The following is a 19,079-nucleotide window of genomic DNA, read 5'->3' as shown; positions in this document are numbered from 1 at the left end:
CGCATTCATCCCACTACCTTAGAGGTAGGGGATTTCTGCGGTAAAATGTTAAATTGCGTTTTTCGCAGGCTGGGCGTTGAGCGCTATCGATGAGCTTGATGGTTTGCTCAATGATGTACTCCACTTCCCACATAGACATCGCTTTCTCTCCTGCATCTTAGGCGGTTATTCAGTTATTCATTTTAAGTGATACATCTGTAACGTGGTGCACTTTTAAATTCATAAAACTGTGAGTTGATGAAGATATCGAGTCATGCAGTCAGCAACCCGCGTTTGCTTAGAACTTAAAGCCACCTTCAGACTATCAGCCCAATGCTGAAAACACCACCATTAACACCGGCGAGACGATATTAATAATAAAGCCAAAGCTAATCGCTAACGGTACAACCTTTAACCCCCCTGACTGTTGAATGATCGGCAGGGTAAAATCCAAGCTCGTCGCACCGCCAAGACCGACTGCAGCTGATGGATATTGACGCATAAATACTGGTATAAATATCAACGCAAAGAACTCACGTATCAAATCGTTAAATAGCGCGACACTGCCCCAAACTGCGCCATAAGCATCTGTCATCACGATGGCAGACAGTGAGTACCAGCCAAACCCTGAGGCCAAGGCCAAGCCTTTGGTCCATGATACCTCACTGAATATCAGGGCGAAAACAAGCCCGCCAACCAAGATGGCTAGTGTGAAAATCACACTCATCTCAACGCCACGCTTATTGAGTAGTACTTCTTTTAGGGTAATCCCCGAGCCTTTTAGTCCAATACCGACCAACAGTATTAATACCATTAGCATAATGGTCATGGTGTTTTCAGGGGGCATGTAGGCGACTGGCAACACATACCCAATTCCCATACCAATTACTACACAAAAAACTTGGGCTAGGCTGCCACGGATACTGACGCTATGCTCTTTGGATTTTGTCTTATTTTTTTTGGCCTGCCATGGGCGCATGTTATCGAACAGCATTAATGAAAAGAGACCTGCACCAATCGTCAGAACGGATAATACAGCGACATAAAGGGCGATTTCGGTCACCTGATTGCCCAATCCTTCGACTTGTGACAGCTCGATACCGATGAGCGCTAAAATAAAAAACACCAAATAAGACAAGCCTTTATCAGCCAGTTTGGTCATTTTTGGGTTTGAAGGAATGGCAAAGCCAATAAACATTGGCATTAATACCAGAACAAGGGTAATCAGGCTTTGCATGTCGGTGGACTCGTCGGTTTTTAACAAACCAGCGATTGTATCATATCAGGCTAAAAAGCGGCTGTTAGCGGACAGTATCCATTAGAAAATAAGGTTCGTGGCTTACCAAAGTAACAGCTACTTGGTAGTTATATGGCAGTTATGCGTGTTTTTTAAAAACCTGTTAAGAGCTTGTTGACTGCTTTATAAGTGCTTTGTGGCTACAGTATCATTCTTTACCGGCTATGGTTTTGCTGCTACATTGAGTTATTGGAAAATCGGCCAGCACTATTCGATCAGCACTATTCGATCAGCACTATTTGGTTAGCACTATGTCGCTCTATCAACTAAAATCACAATTTCAAAATCAATTACGCCCGATAAGTAATACGCTGGTGGCGCAAAACGTTACCGCCAATCAAGTGACGATTTCGGCGGTACTATTGAGCATGGGTACGGCCTATATGATTGCTAAACCCGCAACGGATAGGCATAAGCTGTGGCTTTTATTGCCGTCTTCGTTATTTGTGCGTATGGCGCTTAATGCTATCGACGGCATGATGGCGCGCGAGCACGGTCAAGCATCATCGCTCGGTGGAGTGCTCAATGAAGCGGGTGACATCATTGCCGATTCAGTATTATTGGCCAGTCTGCTGCCACATCTGGATAATCAGAATAGATCGATTCAGTCCTTGGATTTCAAAAAGTCTTTGACTCCTAGTCAGCAGCATATTCTTGGATTGATTGCGCTTAGTATTAGTACTGAGGTTTTAGGCATGAGCAGTGATGCTGCTTTAGGTACTAGGGCGAATCAAGGACCTTTAGGTAAAAGTGATCGTGCTTTTGTGCTAGGGATGGTTGGTACGGTGATGGGTATCAAGTGTCCGTCAGCCAATGATTCTAAGGGCTCTAAAGATTCTAACAGTCCTATAAGCGTCGATCAGCTATGCATGCTGGCAGAAACCTTGCTATTGAAAACCTGCGTCAATAGATTGCGCTACATGACAGAACTATATGTGATGCGAAACCCACCTGTGTGTCGATCAGACGCGCCAGATAGCTTAGGCAGGTTAGATGGTTTAGATAAATTAGACAGTTTCAAGATAGCTGATCCTGGGTCAGATAAGTCTATATGTGCCGATGGCTGTCGAATGGCAACTGCCCAACTTCATCCTAAACATCACTCTAACTCACCATCTCAAAACAGCATTTCACCAAACAAAGTACCTGCCTTGGAGTCCAATATCATGCCATCTATCTCGAAAAACGCTAACGATGAGTCGCAGTCTGTGACCGATGATATCGACTTATCTACACAGCGTATTATCGATGGCGAAAGCGCTTATAACGCTTATGATGGTACGGCGATTTATTATCGCTATTGGCTAACGATGCCTTTAGAAGACATCGCAAAAACCAATGAGCCATTGCGTCAAGTGATTTTATTACACCGTGGACACGAGCATTCAGGACGACTGGCAGAATTGGGACAACAGTTCGCTATGGCAGGCTATCAAGTGTTTGCATGGGATGCGCGTGGCAATGGTCGTTCAGGCGGTATCAAAGACCATGCGGAAAGCGTCACTGAGCTTGAGCGAGATTTGAACGATTTTGTGCAGTTGGTGACTGGACAAACGGGTATCGCCGTTGAAGATACTTTAGTCGTCGCCAGTAGCATTGGCGCAGTGCTAGCGGCAGCATGGGTACATGATTATGCGCCCAATATCCGCGGCATGATTTTGGGTACGCCGGCCTTGAGTATTCGCTTGTATTTGCCTTTTGCAATTCCGTCGTTAAAAGTGGCGCGTACGCTTGGTTTGATGTCGCGGGTTAGCAGTTACGTCAAAGCACAGGTTCTGACCCATGATAAAGAGGCACAGCAAGCCTACAATGCTGATCCGTTGATATCAAATAGCATCTCGACGGACTTGCTCATCGATACTCACGCGACAGGTCAGCGGTTGCTTGATGATGCTGGAGCCATCACTGTACCGATGTTTGTACTATGTGCGGGTAAAGACTACGTGGTTGACAAACAGGCTGAACGGGCTTTTTATGAAGCGATTAACACTGATGTGAAACGCTGGCAGCTGTATCCAGACAGCTATCATGCTATCTTTCATGAAACTAATAAAGCGGACGTTTTCGCTGACTGTATTGGGTTCGCTGAGCAAGTATTCAGTACGCCGATACAGACGCCTGACTTGAGTATGGCGCACGTAGATAGCGCCAGTAAGGACAAGGTTGATCGTTTGGCGATTAAACCCTTCAATCCAAACTTTGCCATCACACGTTTTGCGATGCAAAAATTTGGTCATGTCAGTGATGCAATTGCCACAGGTCTCAAACATGGGTTTGACTCTGGCCATTCACTGGATCATGTCTATTATAACCAGCCTAGTGGTCAAAATAAGTTTGGGCAGGCAGTGGATAAGTTTTATCTAAATAATATCGGCTGGCAAGGTATTCGCATCCGCCGTGAGCATATTTTAGAGTTGGCGCGTAAAGCCTTGGTAGATATCAAAGATATCCATCAACGCCAAAACGATCAAAGCCAAAACGATCAATACCAACCAAAACTACTGGACATCGCTAGTGGGCATGGTTTTTATGCGTTTGACTTGTTGACAGAGTTTACTGACTTGCAGGCTGAGCTGCGTGATTATGAACCCCATAATATTCAAGCACTGCAAGCGAAGGCGGCAAGTTTGGAGATGATTGATCGAGTCGTGACCAGTAAAAAAGATGCGTTTGATCCTACCAGTTATACGGCAAGCGCTGAAACCGTCGAAAAAGGTAGCAAAAAATCTGGCGATAAAGCCTTTGATCTGGCGATAGCCTCAGGCGTGTTTGAGCTGTTTTCTGATAATAGCTTGCCGGCAACAGCATTGGCTGGTATTTATGACAGTTTAAAAACGGGTGGTTATTTGATCTACACCAACCAACCTTGGCACCCTGAACAAGAATTTATCAGTAAAACATTAAACAACCATCGCGGCAGCAGTTGGGTGATGCGCTGTCGCTCGCAAGCCGAAATGGATCAATTGGTCGAGCTCGCAGGCTTTAAAAAAGTCACGATGCGTATCGATCGCTTTGGTATTTTTACAGTGTCATTGGCGATTAAAGCAGCTAAAACTGCTCTAGTCGATGATAAATGATAAAACTGGTAACTGACTAATATGAACAGCAAGCCGTATGAGCGTGTACAGATTTTTTCAGGCGGCGGCTCACGTTTTGGCTACTATTTAGGTAGTTATGCTGCTCTGGTGGATCATAAGCTGACACCAGATATGATCATCGGCACTTGCGGCGGTAGCTTATCTGCATATCTGGTACAGTTGGTTCCGCACCCCGAAGACCTGCATCAATTGATGTGCAGCGAAACGCTGTATCGCGTTATCCGTGCGATCAGGCACGTCGCACCACATGAAGCAGGTCGGCGTTTAAAAACTCGCTATATGACTCAGGCACTCAAACGCTGGCGGTTATCTAGGCAAAAGCAGAAGATACGACAGCAGCATAAAGCTGACAGCCTCGAAGGCCTATTAGATGAGCTGCAGACGCTTGCGATGTTTCGTATTGAAAACGAGCAGCAGTGGCTTGATGCGTTGTCAGATTTTTCTACTCGTAATTTTTCTATTCTTAACAATGAGGTTAGCGCCCGTGATGACGCTGGTAGCAGGGATAAGGATGGCGGCAGACACATCGCACCAGAGATAGCCATCATCGCTAGTCGTCTTTATTCAAATCCTATGGCCAGTGGCGTATCGACTACGGCTTTTGATAACAATGTACAGCCAAATGTACAGTTACAGGAATTGTTGTTTGCGCCGCCACGTTTGGCAGACTATGTAGCAAAGATGAATGGTGGAAGCATAGAATCCCCTGCGTATGCGCTTGCTAATGGGCGTATACAGCAAGCTGTCAATGTCCTAAGTCAACAGAATATTGAGGTTGCGGTTCGTGCTTCGATGGCAGATATGTATTATTTACCGCCCACGCATATCGATAGACTTGGTTGGTGTTTGGGCGGTGTCATTAATCTCACGCCTATTGAGCTTGCTTGTCGATTGGGAAATACGGTGTTTGCAGAGAGCAAATCAGGTTACGATTCATGGCTTGCTGCGCCGGCAATTCAGCGTGTCTTTGGTTTCGATCCCAATGAGCGGTTGGTACAAGTTCATGATTATGACCCCATGCTACAGCTATCTCAAGTGGATTCGGCGGCATATAAGGCCAACCACAAGACACAGTTGCACGAGGTTCAATTGCATTGGCTGCCATTTGCAGATAACGCAAAGCAACTGGCAGGGCAAAATGTACAAAAGCGTTTTAATATCAAGCAAATGACCGTCGAGCTGATACACGCTGACTATGCAGGCTTTGTGCAACAAATGCAGGCACAATGGCAGTATGGCTATCAGCGCACGGTCGACTATATACAGCAGCATAAATTATGACAACTCATGCAGAAGATACCGCCAAAAACCACGCGCCGCATATTATCGTGATTGGTGGTACGAGTGGGATTGGTCTGGCACTGGCTTTGCGCCATTTACAACTTGGCTGGCAGGTCAGTGTGGTCGGTAGTAGCGAAGAGAAGATAGCCCACATTAAGCAACAGCATCCGAGTGTGGTGACCTATGCCTGTGATTTAACGGATAATATGCAAATACAAAATCTACTCGATACATTGTCAGATACTCATTTTCAAAGACTAGTGTATAGCGCTGGTAGCTACACCAATGAGCGTGTTTACCATCTCAATCAAGCAGATAGTGACAAAATGCTAATGATCAATTTACAAGCATTTGAGCAGGTTTTTAGATGGGGTAGTCATCAATTGAAACGGCAAAGCCAGTCATTGGACGTTATCCAGTCATCGGGCGTTATAAAGCAAGACAGACCGAGTCTTATTTGTATTGCCTCTATCGCAGGTACTTTGGATTACCCGTATGCTAGTTTGTATGCTAAAAGCAAACGTGCCATGATTGCCACGGCTGGCGCATATCGGGCGGCACTGATACCTTATAATATTCAAGTGAACTGTATCGCTTCGGGCTATATTGATACTCAAGCATTGCGAGATTTGAATAATGGCGATGCCAGTCATAAACCGTTTATAATAAGTACGCCATCAGCAGTAAAGCATATCATGCAAGCGATTCACGATGATGTCGAGCTAGCAGTATTTCCATCTTCCATGCGTTATATCACCAATATATTAAATCATCTTCCTCAGCCTATCCTCAGCTGGATATTACGCAGCAGACTTGATAAAAAGCATTAATTTTGAGCGCATCAGAATGCTGATAGTCGAAATATTTTAGAATCGCTACAGTGCTACTGGGGTAAATTTTTCGCAGCCTCTGTGGATACAGCACGCAAGTAAAGTTCGTACCAGTAGCATGACAATCCAATCATATCGGCCTTATGTTTCTTCTGCTTAAGTTGATTGACATGGCTTAAATGTCCTAACCAAAGACCCAATAAAGTAGGGTAAATATAGGGACACCAATCAGCAAGCTGTCTATGCGATCTAATACACCACCATGTCCTGCAAGCATGGTGCCAGTGTCTTTTATCCCATGTTGGCGCTTGAATGCTGACTCTAATAAATCTCCAGCGATGCCACTGGCAGCTAAACCATAGGCGGCAAGCAAGCAGAGCCACCAACTGAAAGGTGTGAGCCATACTCCCAGCAGTGAGGCAAGTAGAGCCGCAAGTAAGCTTCCAAAAATGGCGCCTTCAATGCTTTTGTTTGGGCTAACGGATGGCGCGAGACCACGTCGAAAAAACCTATGCCCAAGTAGCCGCCCGCATAAGTACTGAGCGATGTCGTTGAACTGGCTAGCGAACAAGACAAACAGCAGCAACCCATATTGTTCGCGTTGCCAAGTGAGCTGCTGTAAGGCAATTAGGCTGATAATCAGTGCAAGGAAGGCAATACCAAATAGCAGATCTAAAGCGTTGAGGGCTGTGCTGTTGTGCGTAGCGTCTTGAGAGGACTTGGTAAAAGGTATGCTGCTGGGTTGAAGCCCACGTGCTTGAAGTTTATGAATCAAAGCCGCTTTGCTATGTAGACACCATATGCGTTTGATCTCGTAACTACCGCGCAGACCAATTAAAACGAAAAAGCCGATGAGCAACACTTGGTATGGGTGCGATTGGTCGTACAGGTTTTGGTTGTTGGTTATCTTTGCAGCCATATAGCAGGCACAAAGCGCAGCCAGCATAAGCCACCATGAGCGTGCAATCAGATAAATATTTGGCAGGCGCTTTCGGACATAAGGTACAGCAAGCACACCCCAAACTGAGCTGACCAACAGCATGAGGGCAATCACAAATACGATATCAGAAGCCATAACCTAGATACTCAAATAACAGGTGGTGTTTAGAACCTGTCTCTCATCATATCTCAAATGCTTCTTGAACCATAGTAAGTGATCCGTAACACAAGGACATTCATGATACCTATTATTATCAGTTAGGCGTTATCAGTCAGGCATTATTCATAACGGGTTTCGGCTGTGCTTCATTATTTATCATATGAGTGTGAGGAACTGTCACAGGGCGCTTCAGCGGGGCAATGATGCTGGTCAATGGTTTATCAGCCAGATTGGGGTAATCGCGTCTATAATGCCCACCGCGACTTTCACAACGTTGATAAGCAGAGTGAATAATCAATGTCGCCAGTTGCAACTGTCTTTGCAGCTGAAAATAGGGCAGTTTTCTTGGGCTGGTTATATTGCCTATATTGCTAATATCTGGTTGTTGATAATTGAAAGGCAGAAGTTGTTGCTGCCACTGCTGAATCTGTGAAAGCGCTTGCTCAAGTTGCTCAGCATGACGCACGATGCCCATATGAGACGTCATTAGAGCTTTTAATTCGACGATGATTTTAGCAACATCAATATGAATATCTGCATCTGTATCAATACTGCTTTTATGGTCAATTTTATCTGTTTGAGAGGCTACTTCTTGCCCAGAGAAGAAGGAGGCAGAAGCGGGTAAGATAATCGGTTGGCTGTCTGTCAGCGCTGGCTGCGACCAAGATTTATTAAATGATGCATCTGTCTGATCACTTGCAGAATCCGTGTTCTCTTTAAATATATTTGTAGCTATGTCTTTTAGGTAGCGTGGTAAGTCAACCGCAATATTGCGTCCTACGACGACGCACTCCAATAGGGAATTGCTGGCCAAGCGGTTTGCACCATGTAGCCCTGTATAAGCCACTTCACCTACGGCATAGAGCCCTGGTATGTCTGTCAAGCCATTAGAAGATGTCACCACACCGCCACAGCTATAATGAGCTGTCGGCGCAACTGGAATAGGATCAGTGGTTATATCAATACCGAGGTCTAATAGAGTCTGATAAATTTGCGGGAAGTGCATTTGTATAAACGGAGCAGGTAGGTGGCTGATATCAAGATGTACGTAGCCAAGCCCGTTGTTATCAATTTGCTCGGCGATGGCACGGGCGACGATGTCGCGTGGTGCCAGTTCTGCACGCTCGTCCACCTGCAACATGAATCGCTGACCTGTCTGTGGACAATATAGCCGACCACCTTCACCGCGCAGTGCCTCAGATATCAAAAAGCTACTCTCGTGCAGTGCCAAACCTGTGGGATGAAATTGAATAAACTCTAAATTTGCCAAGCGGCAGCCTGCTTGCCAAGCCATCATCACGCCATCACCAACACAGACATTGGGAGCGCTGGCTCGTTTAAACATCTGTCCTAAGCCACCACTTGCCAGCACGACGGCACGACTAGAAAGAGTGAGTGTGCGTTGCTGAGCGTGATCAAAAACACAGGCGCCCTGGCAGTGGTCAGTTTCGCTGTATTGCAAATGGTGTTTTGAAAGACTGCTATTTGTTATGAGAGACAATGCTTCATGATAGGGTAGTATGGTGATATTTGAGGCGGCCTGTGCTTTTCGGATCAAGGCCTCCATGATGTGTCGCCCAGTCGCATCATCAGCATGTGCCACTCTTCTACAACCGTGCCCACCTTCTTTGGTCAGATGTAACTCACTGGTTTGCAAAGTGGCTAGGGCCTTAGGAAGTGTCTGCCCAGTGGTTTGAATCATTTTTTTAATAGAGATTAAGTTTTTAGCAGCCTCTAAGCTTTTAGTAGGACTCAACCTAAATGTGTTTTGTTGCGGAATTTGAGTAAAGGGCACGCCTTGCTCGCACAGCCACTGTACGGCTTGTTGACCTGCAGTGAGAATGTGCGTGGTATTTTTAGCCGCGCATAACCCTGCACCCGCAACCAGCGTATCAGCGATATGATCGGCGGCACAGTCGTCTTTATTTAGACTAGCGGCGATACCGCCTTGGGCATAATGGCTTGAGCAAACTTCGATTGCGGCTTTACTCAATACGGTAATATGTAACGAACGAGGCAAGGCAAGAGCCGTGGTCAGACCAGCAAGCCCAGCACCAATGATAAGTACATCTGTATGCTGGGTGTTGTCAGCGTTATCGTTTGTCATATCATCTGTGAGTCGCTCGTTCATCTTAAGCAGCCCCGACATTGGCATAAAGCTCACGGTCTTCGACGATATCGCCGCTCGCTGTCACACGTTGCTTTTGTGATTCGGCAAAATCAAGCATGCGTTGCAATGGTTTTTTGGCTGCTGCGGCGAGCTCAGGGGTCATGGTTACTTCACCGCTGCGCTCTGTTAAGCATCGCTCGATTCCTTGCAAGCCGTTCATCGCCATCCATGGGCAAAAAGCACAGCTTTTACAACTGGCGCTTTCACCTGCTGTCGGCGCTGCCAAAAAGCGTTTATTGGGTGAGCGTTTTTGCATTTCGTGCAATATGCCCAAGTCAGTAGCAACGATAAAGGTATCGGTATCCATCTCATGAGTTGACTTTAATAACTTACTGGTCGAACCAACCACATCTGCAAGTTCAACCACGCTATCAGGTGACTCAGGATGCACCAACACTTTAGCGTCTGGATGCTCTTCTTTTAATTGCATTAATTCCGTGGCTTTAAACTCATTATGCACTAGGCACGACCCTTGCCAGAGCAGCATATCTGCACCAGTTTCACGAGCAATATACTTGCCCAGATGTCGGTCGGGTCCCCAGATAATGGATTCACCCTTCGCCTGTAGATGGCGCACAATCTCGATACCGACAGATGAGGTTACTACCCAGTCAGCGCGTGCTTTGACTGCGGCACTAGTATTAGCATAGACGACGACTGTGCGTTCTGGATGGGCGTCGCAAAATGCTGAAAACTCATCAGCAGGACAGCCTAAGTCAAGCGAACACTCAGCTTCTAAATCTGGCATCAATACCGTTTTTTCCATGCTCAGTATTTTGGCAGATTCACCCATGAAGCGTACTCCAGCGACGACGAGTGTCTGTGCGCTGTGCGCTTGTCCAAAACGTGCCATCTCAAGCGAATCACCAACACAACCGCCGGTTGCCAGTGCTAGGTCTTGAATAAAAGGATCAACATAGTAATGAGCGACCAACACGGCGTTATGCGTTTTTAGCAGTTGCTTAATGTTTTCTTCAACTGCGATACGTTCTGACCGTGGTAGGTCAGCGGGGATTTTTGCTTTGGCATGTTCGATGTTCATCTGAGTGGCGATACGACTATCCGTACTCATGATGGGCGCGTCGTATGGATACGTTTTCATAGGGGCAACCTTTGCTAGGATAGCAACACATGTTATGTGGCTAACTAGGATTAACTAAAAAAGAGTGATTAAAAATGTGGCCAAAAATGCGGCTAAAAATAAGACAAGTAAATATAGCGAATAAATAAACTGTTTTAATTATGATCATTTTGAGCATAAAAACAAGTGTTTTTTATTATTCGCTCATAATAATCTCGATAAAATACATAACTTAAGTCTATTTTTAACGCTACATTTGAGGTTTGACTTAGTGTTTATCATGGCGTATTTACAACGGCAGGCTGTGAAAATTTTGGATTCAAGTTATACTAAACACTGATATAGATATCAGCTCCGATGGCCGTTTTATTCGGCTTTTCAACTCACTTTTTTTGGTAATTAGGATTGGCCTAAAAGTCATGAATTTGTCTTACTCACATGCTCACCAGCAAGGCAGCGGCACCACAGAAGTGGTGGCAGTGTTGGTTGCTATCACCAATCATACGGCTCGTGTTTTGACCGTTGATCACGGCAGACTATTACCCAATGGTCCGCTGATGCCATTGCATCGATCGTTACAAGCTGGCGTTCGTCAATGGGTTGAAGAGCAGACGCAACAGCCTCTTGGGTATTTAGAACAGTTGTATACCTTCGTCGATACCAACCGGCGCAACATTGATGGTCATGCTTTGGTTTATGTGAGCTACTTGGGCTTGGTGCAAGAGACGCAAACGCACCAGCTGCAGAGCCAAGCAGTGTGGCGGGACTGGTATGACTATTTTCCATGGGAAAACCATTTGAATGGTATGCCAAGCATGATCATGGGTTTTATCGTGCCAGTGCTATTGGAATGGGCAAATGACGCAAAAGACAGCCAAGTGCAGCAGCGTCGTCGCCAGCGTATTGGGCTATGCTGGGGTCTTAGTGAGACGGTGTTGGCAAAGTCTGGCTTCAATAAAACAACGACTAGCAGTACAGTGATGGTCAATCAAGCTGGTGAGCGTAGAGAGTGGATCGCTGAGCAAGTTCTACTGCGTTATGAGATGCTCTATGAAGCAGGGCTGATACCTGAAGCGCCAACGTATCCACCGAGTTATTTATCTAGTCGCCAGTCTGCTCATCTGCCTGAAAACTGGTCGCAGCTGATAGGTGTACCGATGTATTATGATCATCGACGAGTGATTGCGACGGCTATCTCCAGACTGCGCGCGAAAATAGAATATCGGCCACTGATTTTTGGTTTAATGCCAGAAATTTTCACCTTGTCACAATTGCAGCAAAGCGTTGAGGCATTATCAGGAGTGCGCCTGCACAAGCAGAATTTTCGTCGATTACTAGAATCACAAAACTTAGTGATGGAGACAGGAGAAAGTAGTAGTGCTCAGCGTGGTCGACCTGCCAAACTTTATCGTTTCCGCCATGACATTGAGTTACAGAGCTTGCTGATGGACAGTAAGCTGCCAAAACGTACCTAGCTGTGTATTGTTGATACTAAGTTAAGAAATAAAAGTGCCAGTTCACGATAAAAATAGTGCTATATGGCATGATGTTGTTGCGAGGCTGTACAGTTTGCGCTATATTTATGCTCATTTTGAGAATAATAAAACATCATTACCATAATTACTAGAGCGTGTTCTCATTTTTAACCCATCCAGATGACTATCGATCGAGTTATCGATTGAATTAAAAACACGCCCTAGCAATAGCGTGCGAATATCGCGCAAAAAATGAGGATAAAAAATGACGGCTGAACGAGAACCTGCACTAAACGAGATTTTGATCAAGCCCATAGTAGAAGCGGCGCTCACCGAAGATTTGGGTAGACGCGGTGATGTAACCTCGCAGGCAACCATTCCCGCTGGTATGCAAGCGCAACTGCAGATCAAAGCGCGGCAAGCAGGGGTAGTGTGCGGTATGGATTTGGCGAGACTGTCCTTTGCATTGGTCGATGCGGAGATTGCGTTTGTCGCTGAGGTTGCCGACGGTGATAGGGTCGAAGCTGATACGGTATTGGCTACCGTTCGTGGTAATGCGCATCATTTGCTGACAGCTGAGCGTACGGCGCTAAACTTTATGACGCACCTGAGTGGTATTGCAACAGCGACACGTCAGGTCGTCGACAGTGTGTCGAATTATCCAGCACAAATCACCTGTACGCGCAAAACCATTCCTGGTCTGCGTATCGTACAAAAGTATGCGGTACGCTGCGGTGGAGGGCGCAATCATCGGTTGGGGTTGGATGATGCCATCTTAATCAAGGACAATCACATCGCGATTGCTGGTGATATCAAGGCAGCCATTGAAAAGGCTCAAGCATTTGCTGGGCATTTGATTCCGATTGAGGTTGAAGTCGATACTATTGATCAATTAAAGCAAGCATTGGATGCCGGTGCCAATTTGGTGTTATTAGACAACATGCCGCCTGATGTCTTGTCACAAGCAGTTGCACTGTGTGACGGCCGTGCCAAAACCGAAGCATCAGGTGGTGTCACACCGGAGACGGTGCAGGCGGTTGCTAAGACAGGAGTTGACTTTATTGCGATGGGTTATTTGACGCACAGCACCACAGCATTGGATATTGGCTTGGATTTTATGGTCAGTGAAAAATAACGTAAAGTCGTTTATTTTTTCACTAGGAGGCCTCAGATTAAAAATATACGATATAGTCAGGTGGTATTGATTCTATTAGCCTAACTGCCTATGTTATAATACATTTTTTAAAAATCTATTGGGTCATCGTTGCATTTGCACGATGGCCTTCTCTTTTTCCTGATGTTTATTTTTAGAGAAGTGAGGCTCAGTGAACACTGAAATCATCAAGATAGTTTTAGCCTTTCTGGTGTTGATTAATCCGTTTAGCGCCTTGACGCTATTTTTGGATTTGACTCGTGGTTATTCAATGAATAACCGACGCAAAGTGGCGCGTATCGCCTGTATGACCATTTTTATTACCATCAGTTTCTTTACTGTCGCTGGTGAGTCTTTACTTAAAGTGCTTGGTATTTCTATTGGCTCGTTTCAGTTAGCGGGTGGCATATTGGTGTTTTTGATTGCTCTCAACATGATGAATGGTGAGGGTAATCCTGTGAAGCCTGATCAAGAAAACTTCGACGTGGAGTATGTGCAACATGCACCACCATCAATGGCATCTGCCGTTGTACCTCTTGCTATTCCGATGATGATTGGACCTGGCGGTATTTCAACGGTTATTATTTATTCTTCTCAAGTCTCTGGTATTCTTCATGTGTCTACCATATTGGTGGCTGGGTTATTTATCAGCTTGTTTTGTTATTTAGCGTTGATGGCGGCAGGTCGTATCAGTCGTTTGTTGGGCGATACTGGACTCAACATCATGAGTCGAATCATGGGCATGCTACTGGCTGCCGTCTCCGTCGAAATCATTGTCAATGCATTACGCACGCTATTTCCTGCCTTGATATAGCTGAGTCATCACTTGTTAGTTTTGCTAAATCAGGGTGTATCCCGTCTTATTGGCAAAAAATAGTTGGTATGAATATATGCTATATTAGCCAATCATATTTCAATCGGGAGTTTGTCTTGAGTAAAAAAAGAATTGCTATTTTAGGTGCAGGACCAAGTGGTTTAGCGCAGCTGCGTGCCTTCGAAGCCGCTCGTTTAGCAGGTGTAAAAGACCTGCCAGAAATCGTTTGCTACGAAAAACAAAATGCTATCGGTGGTATGTGGAATTATAACTGGCGTACAGGTTTAGACAGAAATGGCGAGCCAGTACACGGTAGTATGTATCGTTATTTGTGGTCAAACGGTCCCAAAGAGTGCCTAGAGTTCGCTGATTATTCTTTTGATGAACATTTTGGTGAGGCTATTCCTTCCTATCCGCCACGTGAAGTGCTCAAAGACTACATCATGGGGCGTATTGATAAGCAAGATATTCAAAAATACATTCGCTTTGAGTGCCCAGTGCGTTGGGTTTCTTTCGATGATGAGACGCAAAAGTTCACTGTCACGGTGATGAATCACAAAACGAATGAGCAAGAAGTTGAAGAGTTTGATTATGTTGTGGTCGCGACAGGGCATTTCTCAACGCCAAATATGCCATACTTTGAAGGCTTAGAGTCCTTTCCAGGACGAGTGCTCCATGCTCATGATTTCCGCGATGCCTTAGAGTTTAAAAACAAAGACATCTTGCTCATCGGCAGTAGTTATTCTGCTGAAGATATTGGTACTCAGTGCTATAAATATGGCACCAAATCAGTGACAATCAGTTACCGTACCCAAGCGCTTGGGTACGAATGGCCAGACGGTATCACCGAAGCGCCGTTAGTGACTCACTTTGAGGGGGATGTGGCACACTTCACCGATGGTACCACGCAACGTTTTGACGCCATCATTATGTGCACCGGCTACTTATTTCACTTCCCGTTCTTACCTGATGATCTACGTTTGCAAACGCATAACTGTTTATATCCAGCCAATCTATACAAAGGTATCTACTGGCAGCCGAATCCAAAGTTGATCTATCTGGGTATGCAAGATCAGTACTTCACCTTTAATATGTTTGATGCACAAGCGTGGCATGCGCGTGATGTCATCATGGGTGATATCAAACTGCCTGATCTGCAAACACGTGAGTCAGACGAAAAAGAATGGCTAGCAACTTATGACAAGTGCAGCACGGTTGGTGATTCAATCGATTTTCAAGCCGCTTACATTCGTGATTTGACCAATGACACTGACTATCCTGAGTTTGCTGTAGAAAAACAAGGCGATATCTTAAAGCAGTGGCAAGTAGATAAGTTGGAGAACATCATGACCTTCAGAGAAAAGGCATACCGTTCTACGCTTACTGGTACGTTAGCACCTGAATTGCCAGAGCCTTGGTTGGATGTACTAGACGACTCACTTGAGCATTTTTTAAACATGGCACTTGTGCAGTCTAAACAAAGCAAAAAGCAACCTCAGTAGTTGTTAGGGCTAGAGAGTGAGTAATGGTTAGGGCGTGTCCTTAATTTGAATTTATCTCGTTTTTATCACTATTTTTGAAGTAAAAACACGCTCTAGTTTACAAAAAAGAAAAACCAAACACTTATAAAGGTGTTTGGTTTTTTTTGTACTTATCGACCAGTTCGTTAACCCGAGTATAAATGCCATGCCAGATACAGCATGAGTATGCCTACCAACCCATCAAGTAAATTCCATGCTTTAGGGTTTGCAAATAGTGGTCTAAGTAACCGTGCGCCGTAGCCAATAGTAAAGAAGAAAAAGAACGAGGCACTGACGGCACCCGCCGCAAATAGGATTTTGCTCGTTGCGCCTGTTGAAACCATGCCGACGAGCACCAATGTATCTAGATAGACATGCGGATTGAGCCAAGTAAGGCCAAAGCATAGCAGCAGCGATTTTTTTAGGTTAGTCACTACTTGACCTTCGACAGTCATGGCATGTGATTTCTTGACACTGGCATATAAGCTTTGTAATCCATAAACCAACAAAAACAGCGCCCCTGCCAGTCTGGCGATGTCTACCGCGTGCGGATAACGTGCAGTGACTGCCCCAAAACCTGCGACACCTGCCGATATGAGTAGCGCATCGCTAATGGCGCAGAATAAGCAGATGAAAAAGATATGCTCACGTTTGATGCCTTGTTTTAGCACAAACGCATTCTGTGAACCAATCGCTAAGATGAGTGATAGGCCAAGCAAAAACCCGGACGTATAATCGGTGGCGTTCATAATAAAGGCCGTCGTGATAGAAGACTCAATGTGCCTTGCGAATAGAAATATTGACACTTTGCGTACTGGCAGTGTCAAAAAAAGCTGTTAAGATACGCTATTGAATGAATCTATGCAATACGAGCGAAACGCGAGTTTACTGCGGGCGTGAACGTATTGTAAGCGTGGGTGAACTATAAGAGAGGTAGAGTGGGTCATGGTGGTAAGTTTGACAAGAATGCTACAGTCATTTGGGCAAGCTCAAGATGATCTACCGACACAAGCAGCCAAACATGCTCAGGAAATGGCAAGCGATGACAATCAAAATGCCGATGACGAGCCACAAGAGGCCGATGTTCGACGTACTACACTGACGCCACCCGAGCGTGCCAGTCGTATTTGTGACGCGTTAGCGCAAGTAAGTGATGCTCGCTCCTCAACGCCGATGACCGATCGCTATTTGTCCAATCGCGCTCAAATGCGCCCGACGAATAGACCTCCTTTTGATCCGGATACTTTATGGTATCTCAAACATGGACACTGTCCGATTATGACTGAGCTTGTTGATGTGGTTGATGAAGCCACCCTAAACGCCATGCCTATCGAGGCCGTCGCGATACTAGACCGAATCAATGGTAAGTTAAAGCGTTACCGTGAATGGAGTAGTGAGCTCAATGAGCAACAGCAGCAGCAAAATAATGAACGCCAGTTTGTCATTGATAAGTTGGTATCTGAAAGCATACCTGAAGCACTCTATCACTATGAGCAGCTCCAACGTTTTAGCCCACACCGTACCAAAAACAAAATGGTACAAGGAAAAATGACTGCCGGTGACATGCTGACGGATCTGTTCTTAGAGATTGATTATGAGCTTGATGAATTACTTGACGAGCTGCATCACACGGTGATGAATCGCCTAGCGTCAACCCATCGCTATGTCAAAAGTCGTACCAAAAGTTAATCATTGACTTGGTCTGAAGTTTGATAATGGGGCTGGTAGTTGGCAAAACAGTTACAACTTAACCCAATGGATTTAATGCATAACAATTCAATGCATAACAATATAGGGCTTTAATAGAGCCTTATTTTTTTGTTTAATAATAGGGCGTATCACCAATTAGCCATCGCCCGGTGTGATATGAATGACACTGTCGAATAATAGGTAAAACCAGTAATTATGCTAAAGAGGATAAGTAAATGACCCAAGTGACTGCGATGTTTGTCATGTTTGTTTTATATGGGCTGTTACCCGCAGCTGGGTTGTATCTTGGATATCGCGGGATAAAAAAAATGACTGCACCCAAAATGCTTGAATACAAAGCGATGCCGCAATTGGGTTATATTCCAGAAAAAAGCTTGCCTGTTGATGTCAAAACCGCGCTCAATCAAATTAACGAAAAAGGTGAGAAGCTGCGGGTTATTTACGGTGATACCAATAATGATGGCAAAATTGATGATAAAGACACGGTCAACGAAACTTACATTATGATTCAAAACTTAATGGACAGGCATGTACCGCTTGCTGTGGCAGACTACCGTCGTTTGCATGATTTAGATAGCGCAAATGTAGATACTGTCAAAATTAAGCATTCTAATGTCACCGGTAAAGAAGCACTGCTAGATGTATTAAGTACGATTAATACTCAGTTTGATGATTTACTAAATGCCTCGTATCATCAAGATGGACAAAAACTACTCGCGACCAATAGATATTTACAAAAGCGTTTTGATAATCCTGCCAGTAATATAGCCGCTGAAAAAGGCAATGAGAATACCAGTAATGATGCACCTATAGATACGACAATCAAAGCAATTGATAATCCCACTGACAAAAGTGTCAGCGCAAAAAATATTAAACTGTAAACGAAAATCGTATGATGAAACGATGAAGAGTAAGCGTATATGAGTGTGTTAATTGGTGTCGGTATTGCGACGACGATCACTGCTATTTATCTGGGTAGAAAAGGCTGGAAAGCGCTGCACAAAGCAGCTGGCATTACCCCAGGTGTGCTCGAATACCATGATTACAATGCGCCACTATCACTATCTAAGGTTAGCTGGCAAGAGCTAAAATTGAATAAAAAACACCTGCTAGGTTTGCCAGATCATCAGTTGCGTCAGTTACAACGTATTGATAAAAAAGTAACGAGTTATCAAGCGTATCAAAAAACACAGCCAGATCAGGAAAAAACTTCCGCTGTGACAGAGCAGCAGTTTGTACTCAACAAAATGCTGCATACACGCTTGCCAGAAGTATTGGCGAGCCACTACAATTTGGCTACTATTAATAGCAATACTAGCAACAGTACTACTCAGCAGACCAGTCGTGAAAAAAAAGCTGAGGCAAGTGAGTTGTTGCAACAAGTATTGAGTAACATCGAAGAGCGTTTAGACAGATTGCTAGAACAAATGGAGACGCAGCATTTACAAGAATTACGAGTTATGAAAAATTATATCGACAGTCATGATAGCTAGGGTATTTTCTTATATTAGGTTGCTCTCTTATATTAGGTTGCTTTCTTATATTAGGGTACGTGCTTATAGAGTAGAAGGT

At 44.8% G+C, this 19,079-nt stretch carries 15 protein-coding genes; 10 read left to right on the top strand and 5 right to left on the bottom strand.

What is annotated here, in order from left to right; all coding sequences use genetic code 11:
- Positions 1–304: 304 nt before the first annotated feature.
- On the bottom strand, positions 305–1,216 hold the full coding sequence (locus L0J61_RS01895; RefSeq protein ID WP_301464631.1) for a lysine exporter LysO family protein: 912 nt from the start codon (positions 1,214–1,216) through the stop codon (positions 305–307).
- 311 nt (positions 1,217–1,527) lie between these two features.
- Here L0J61_RS01895 and L0J61_RS01890 point away from each other — a divergent pair, with 311 nt between their 5' ends.
- The 3 genes from L0J61_RS01890 to L0J61_RS01880 are packed head-to-tail and all read left to right on the top strand — an operon-like array spanning position 1,528 to position 6,485.
- On the top strand, positions 1,528–4,353 hold the full coding sequence (locus L0J61_RS01890) for an alpha/beta fold hydrolase (RefSeq protein ID WP_301464629.1): 2,826 nt from the start codon (positions 1,528–1,530) through the stop codon (positions 4,351–4,353).
- Between the two features lie 21 nt (positions 4,354–4,374).
- Positions 4,375–5,655 (top strand): patatin-like phospholipase family protein, encoded by a 1,281-nt coding sequence (locus tag L0J61_RS01885; RefSeq protein WP_301464628.1) that lies wholly within the window; start codon positions 4,375–4,377, stop codon positions 5,653–5,655.
- Complete coding sequence (locus L0J61_RS01880; protein ID WP_301464627.1) at positions 5,652–6,485, top strand: SDR family oxidoreductase; 834 nt, start codon at positions 5,652–5,654, stop codon at positions 6,483–6,485. Before L0J61_RS01885 ends, L0J61_RS01880 begins: the two co-directional genes overlap by 4 nt.
- A 184-nt stretch (positions 6,486–6,669) precedes the next feature.
- On the opposite strand, the gene L0J61_RS01875 is transcribed toward L0J61_RS01880, so the two are convergent.
- From L0J61_RS01875 to nadA, 3 genes are all read right to left on the bottom strand, one after another.
- On the bottom strand, positions 6,670–7,560 hold the full coding sequence (locus tag L0J61_RS01875; protein ID WP_301464626.1) for a phosphatidate cytidylyltransferase: 891 nt from the start codon (positions 7,558–7,560) through the stop codon (positions 6,670–6,672).
- 136 nt (positions 7,561–7,696) lie between these two features.
- A complete protein-coding gene (locus tag L0J61_RS01870; RefSeq protein ID WP_301464625.1) occupies positions 7,697–9,715 on the bottom strand; it encodes an L-aspartate oxidase in 2,019 nt (672 codons plus the stop codon).
- Position 9,716: 1 nt separating this feature from the next.
- A complete protein-coding gene (nadA, locus tag L0J61_RS01865) occupies positions 9,717–10,856 on the bottom strand; it encodes a quinolinate synthase NadA (protein WP_301464624.1) in 1,140 nt (379 codons plus the stop codon).
- Positions 10,857–11,254: 398 nt separating this feature from the next.
- Here nadA and L0J61_RS01860 point away from each other — a divergent pair, with 398 nt between their 5' ends.
- From L0J61_RS01860 to L0J61_RS01845, 4 genes are all read left to right on the top strand, one after another.
- Positions 11,255–12,310, top strand: a complete 1,056-nt coding sequence (locus L0J61_RS01860; protein ID WP_301464623.1) for a hypothetical protein — start codon at positions 11,255–11,257, stop codon at positions 12,308–12,310.
- A gap of 265 nt (positions 12,311–12,575) precedes the next feature.
- The gene (gene nadC, locus L0J61_RS01855) at positions 12,576–13,445 is read left to right on the top strand and encodes a carboxylating nicotinate-nucleotide diphosphorylase (protein WP_301464622.1); all 870 of its coding nucleotides are present in this window, start codon (positions 12,576–12,578) and stop codon (positions 13,443–13,445) included.
- Between the two features lie 190 nt (positions 13,446–13,635).
- Positions 13,636–14,277, top strand: coding sequence for a MarC family protein (locus L0J61_RS01850; protein WP_301464621.1), 642 nt, complete (start codon positions 13,636–13,638; stop codon positions 14,275–14,277).
- A gap of 116 nt (positions 14,278–14,393) precedes the next feature.
- Complete coding sequence (locus L0J61_RS01845; protein ID WP_301464620.1) at positions 14,394–15,779, top strand: NAD(P)-binding domain-containing protein; 1,386 nt, start codon at positions 14,394–14,396, stop codon at positions 15,777–15,779.
- Positions 15,780–15,943: 164 nt separating this feature from the next.
- On the opposite strand, the gene L0J61_RS01840 is transcribed toward L0J61_RS01845, so the two are convergent.
- Positions 15,944–16,546 carry a LysE/ArgO family amino acid transporter gene (locus tag L0J61_RS01840; protein WP_301464619.1) on the bottom strand — a complete coding sequence of 201 codons (603 nt, stop codon included), beginning with the start codon at positions 16,544–16,546 and terminating at the stop codon, positions 15,944–15,946.
- Positions 16,547–16,763: 217 nt separating this feature from the next.
- Between L0J61_RS01840 and L0J61_RS01835 the strand changes: the two genes are divergently transcribed.
- The 3 genes from L0J61_RS01835 to L0J61_RS01825 all read left to right on the top strand — a co-directional run bounded on the left by L0J61_RS01835 (position 16,764) and on the right by L0J61_RS01825 (position 19,000).
- The gene (locus L0J61_RS01835) at positions 16,764–17,486 is read left to right on the top strand and encodes a hypothetical protein (protein WP_301464630.1); all 723 of its coding nucleotides are present in this window, start codon (positions 16,764–16,766) and stop codon (positions 17,484–17,486) included.
- A 236-nt stretch (positions 17,487–17,722) separates the two neighbouring features.
- The gene (locus tag L0J61_RS01830; RefSeq protein WP_301464618.1) at positions 17,723–18,388 is read left to right on the top strand and encodes a hypothetical protein; all 666 of its coding nucleotides are present in this window, start codon (positions 17,723–17,725) and stop codon (positions 18,386–18,388) included.
- Between the two features lie 39 nt (positions 18,389–18,427).
- Entirely contained in the window at positions 18,428–19,000 is a 573-nt protein-coding gene (locus tag L0J61_RS01825; protein ID WP_301464617.1) for a hypothetical protein, read from the top strand.
- Positions 19,001–19,079 lie beyond the last annotated feature (79 nt).

The organism is Psychrobacter sp. (assembly GCF_030457785.1).
In the GTDB taxonomy this organism is placed as follows: Bacteria; Pseudomonadota; Gammaproteobacteria; order Pseudomonadales; family Moraxellaceae; genus Psychrobacter.
This window is presented reverse-complemented; position numbering and strand designations above follow the sequence as displayed.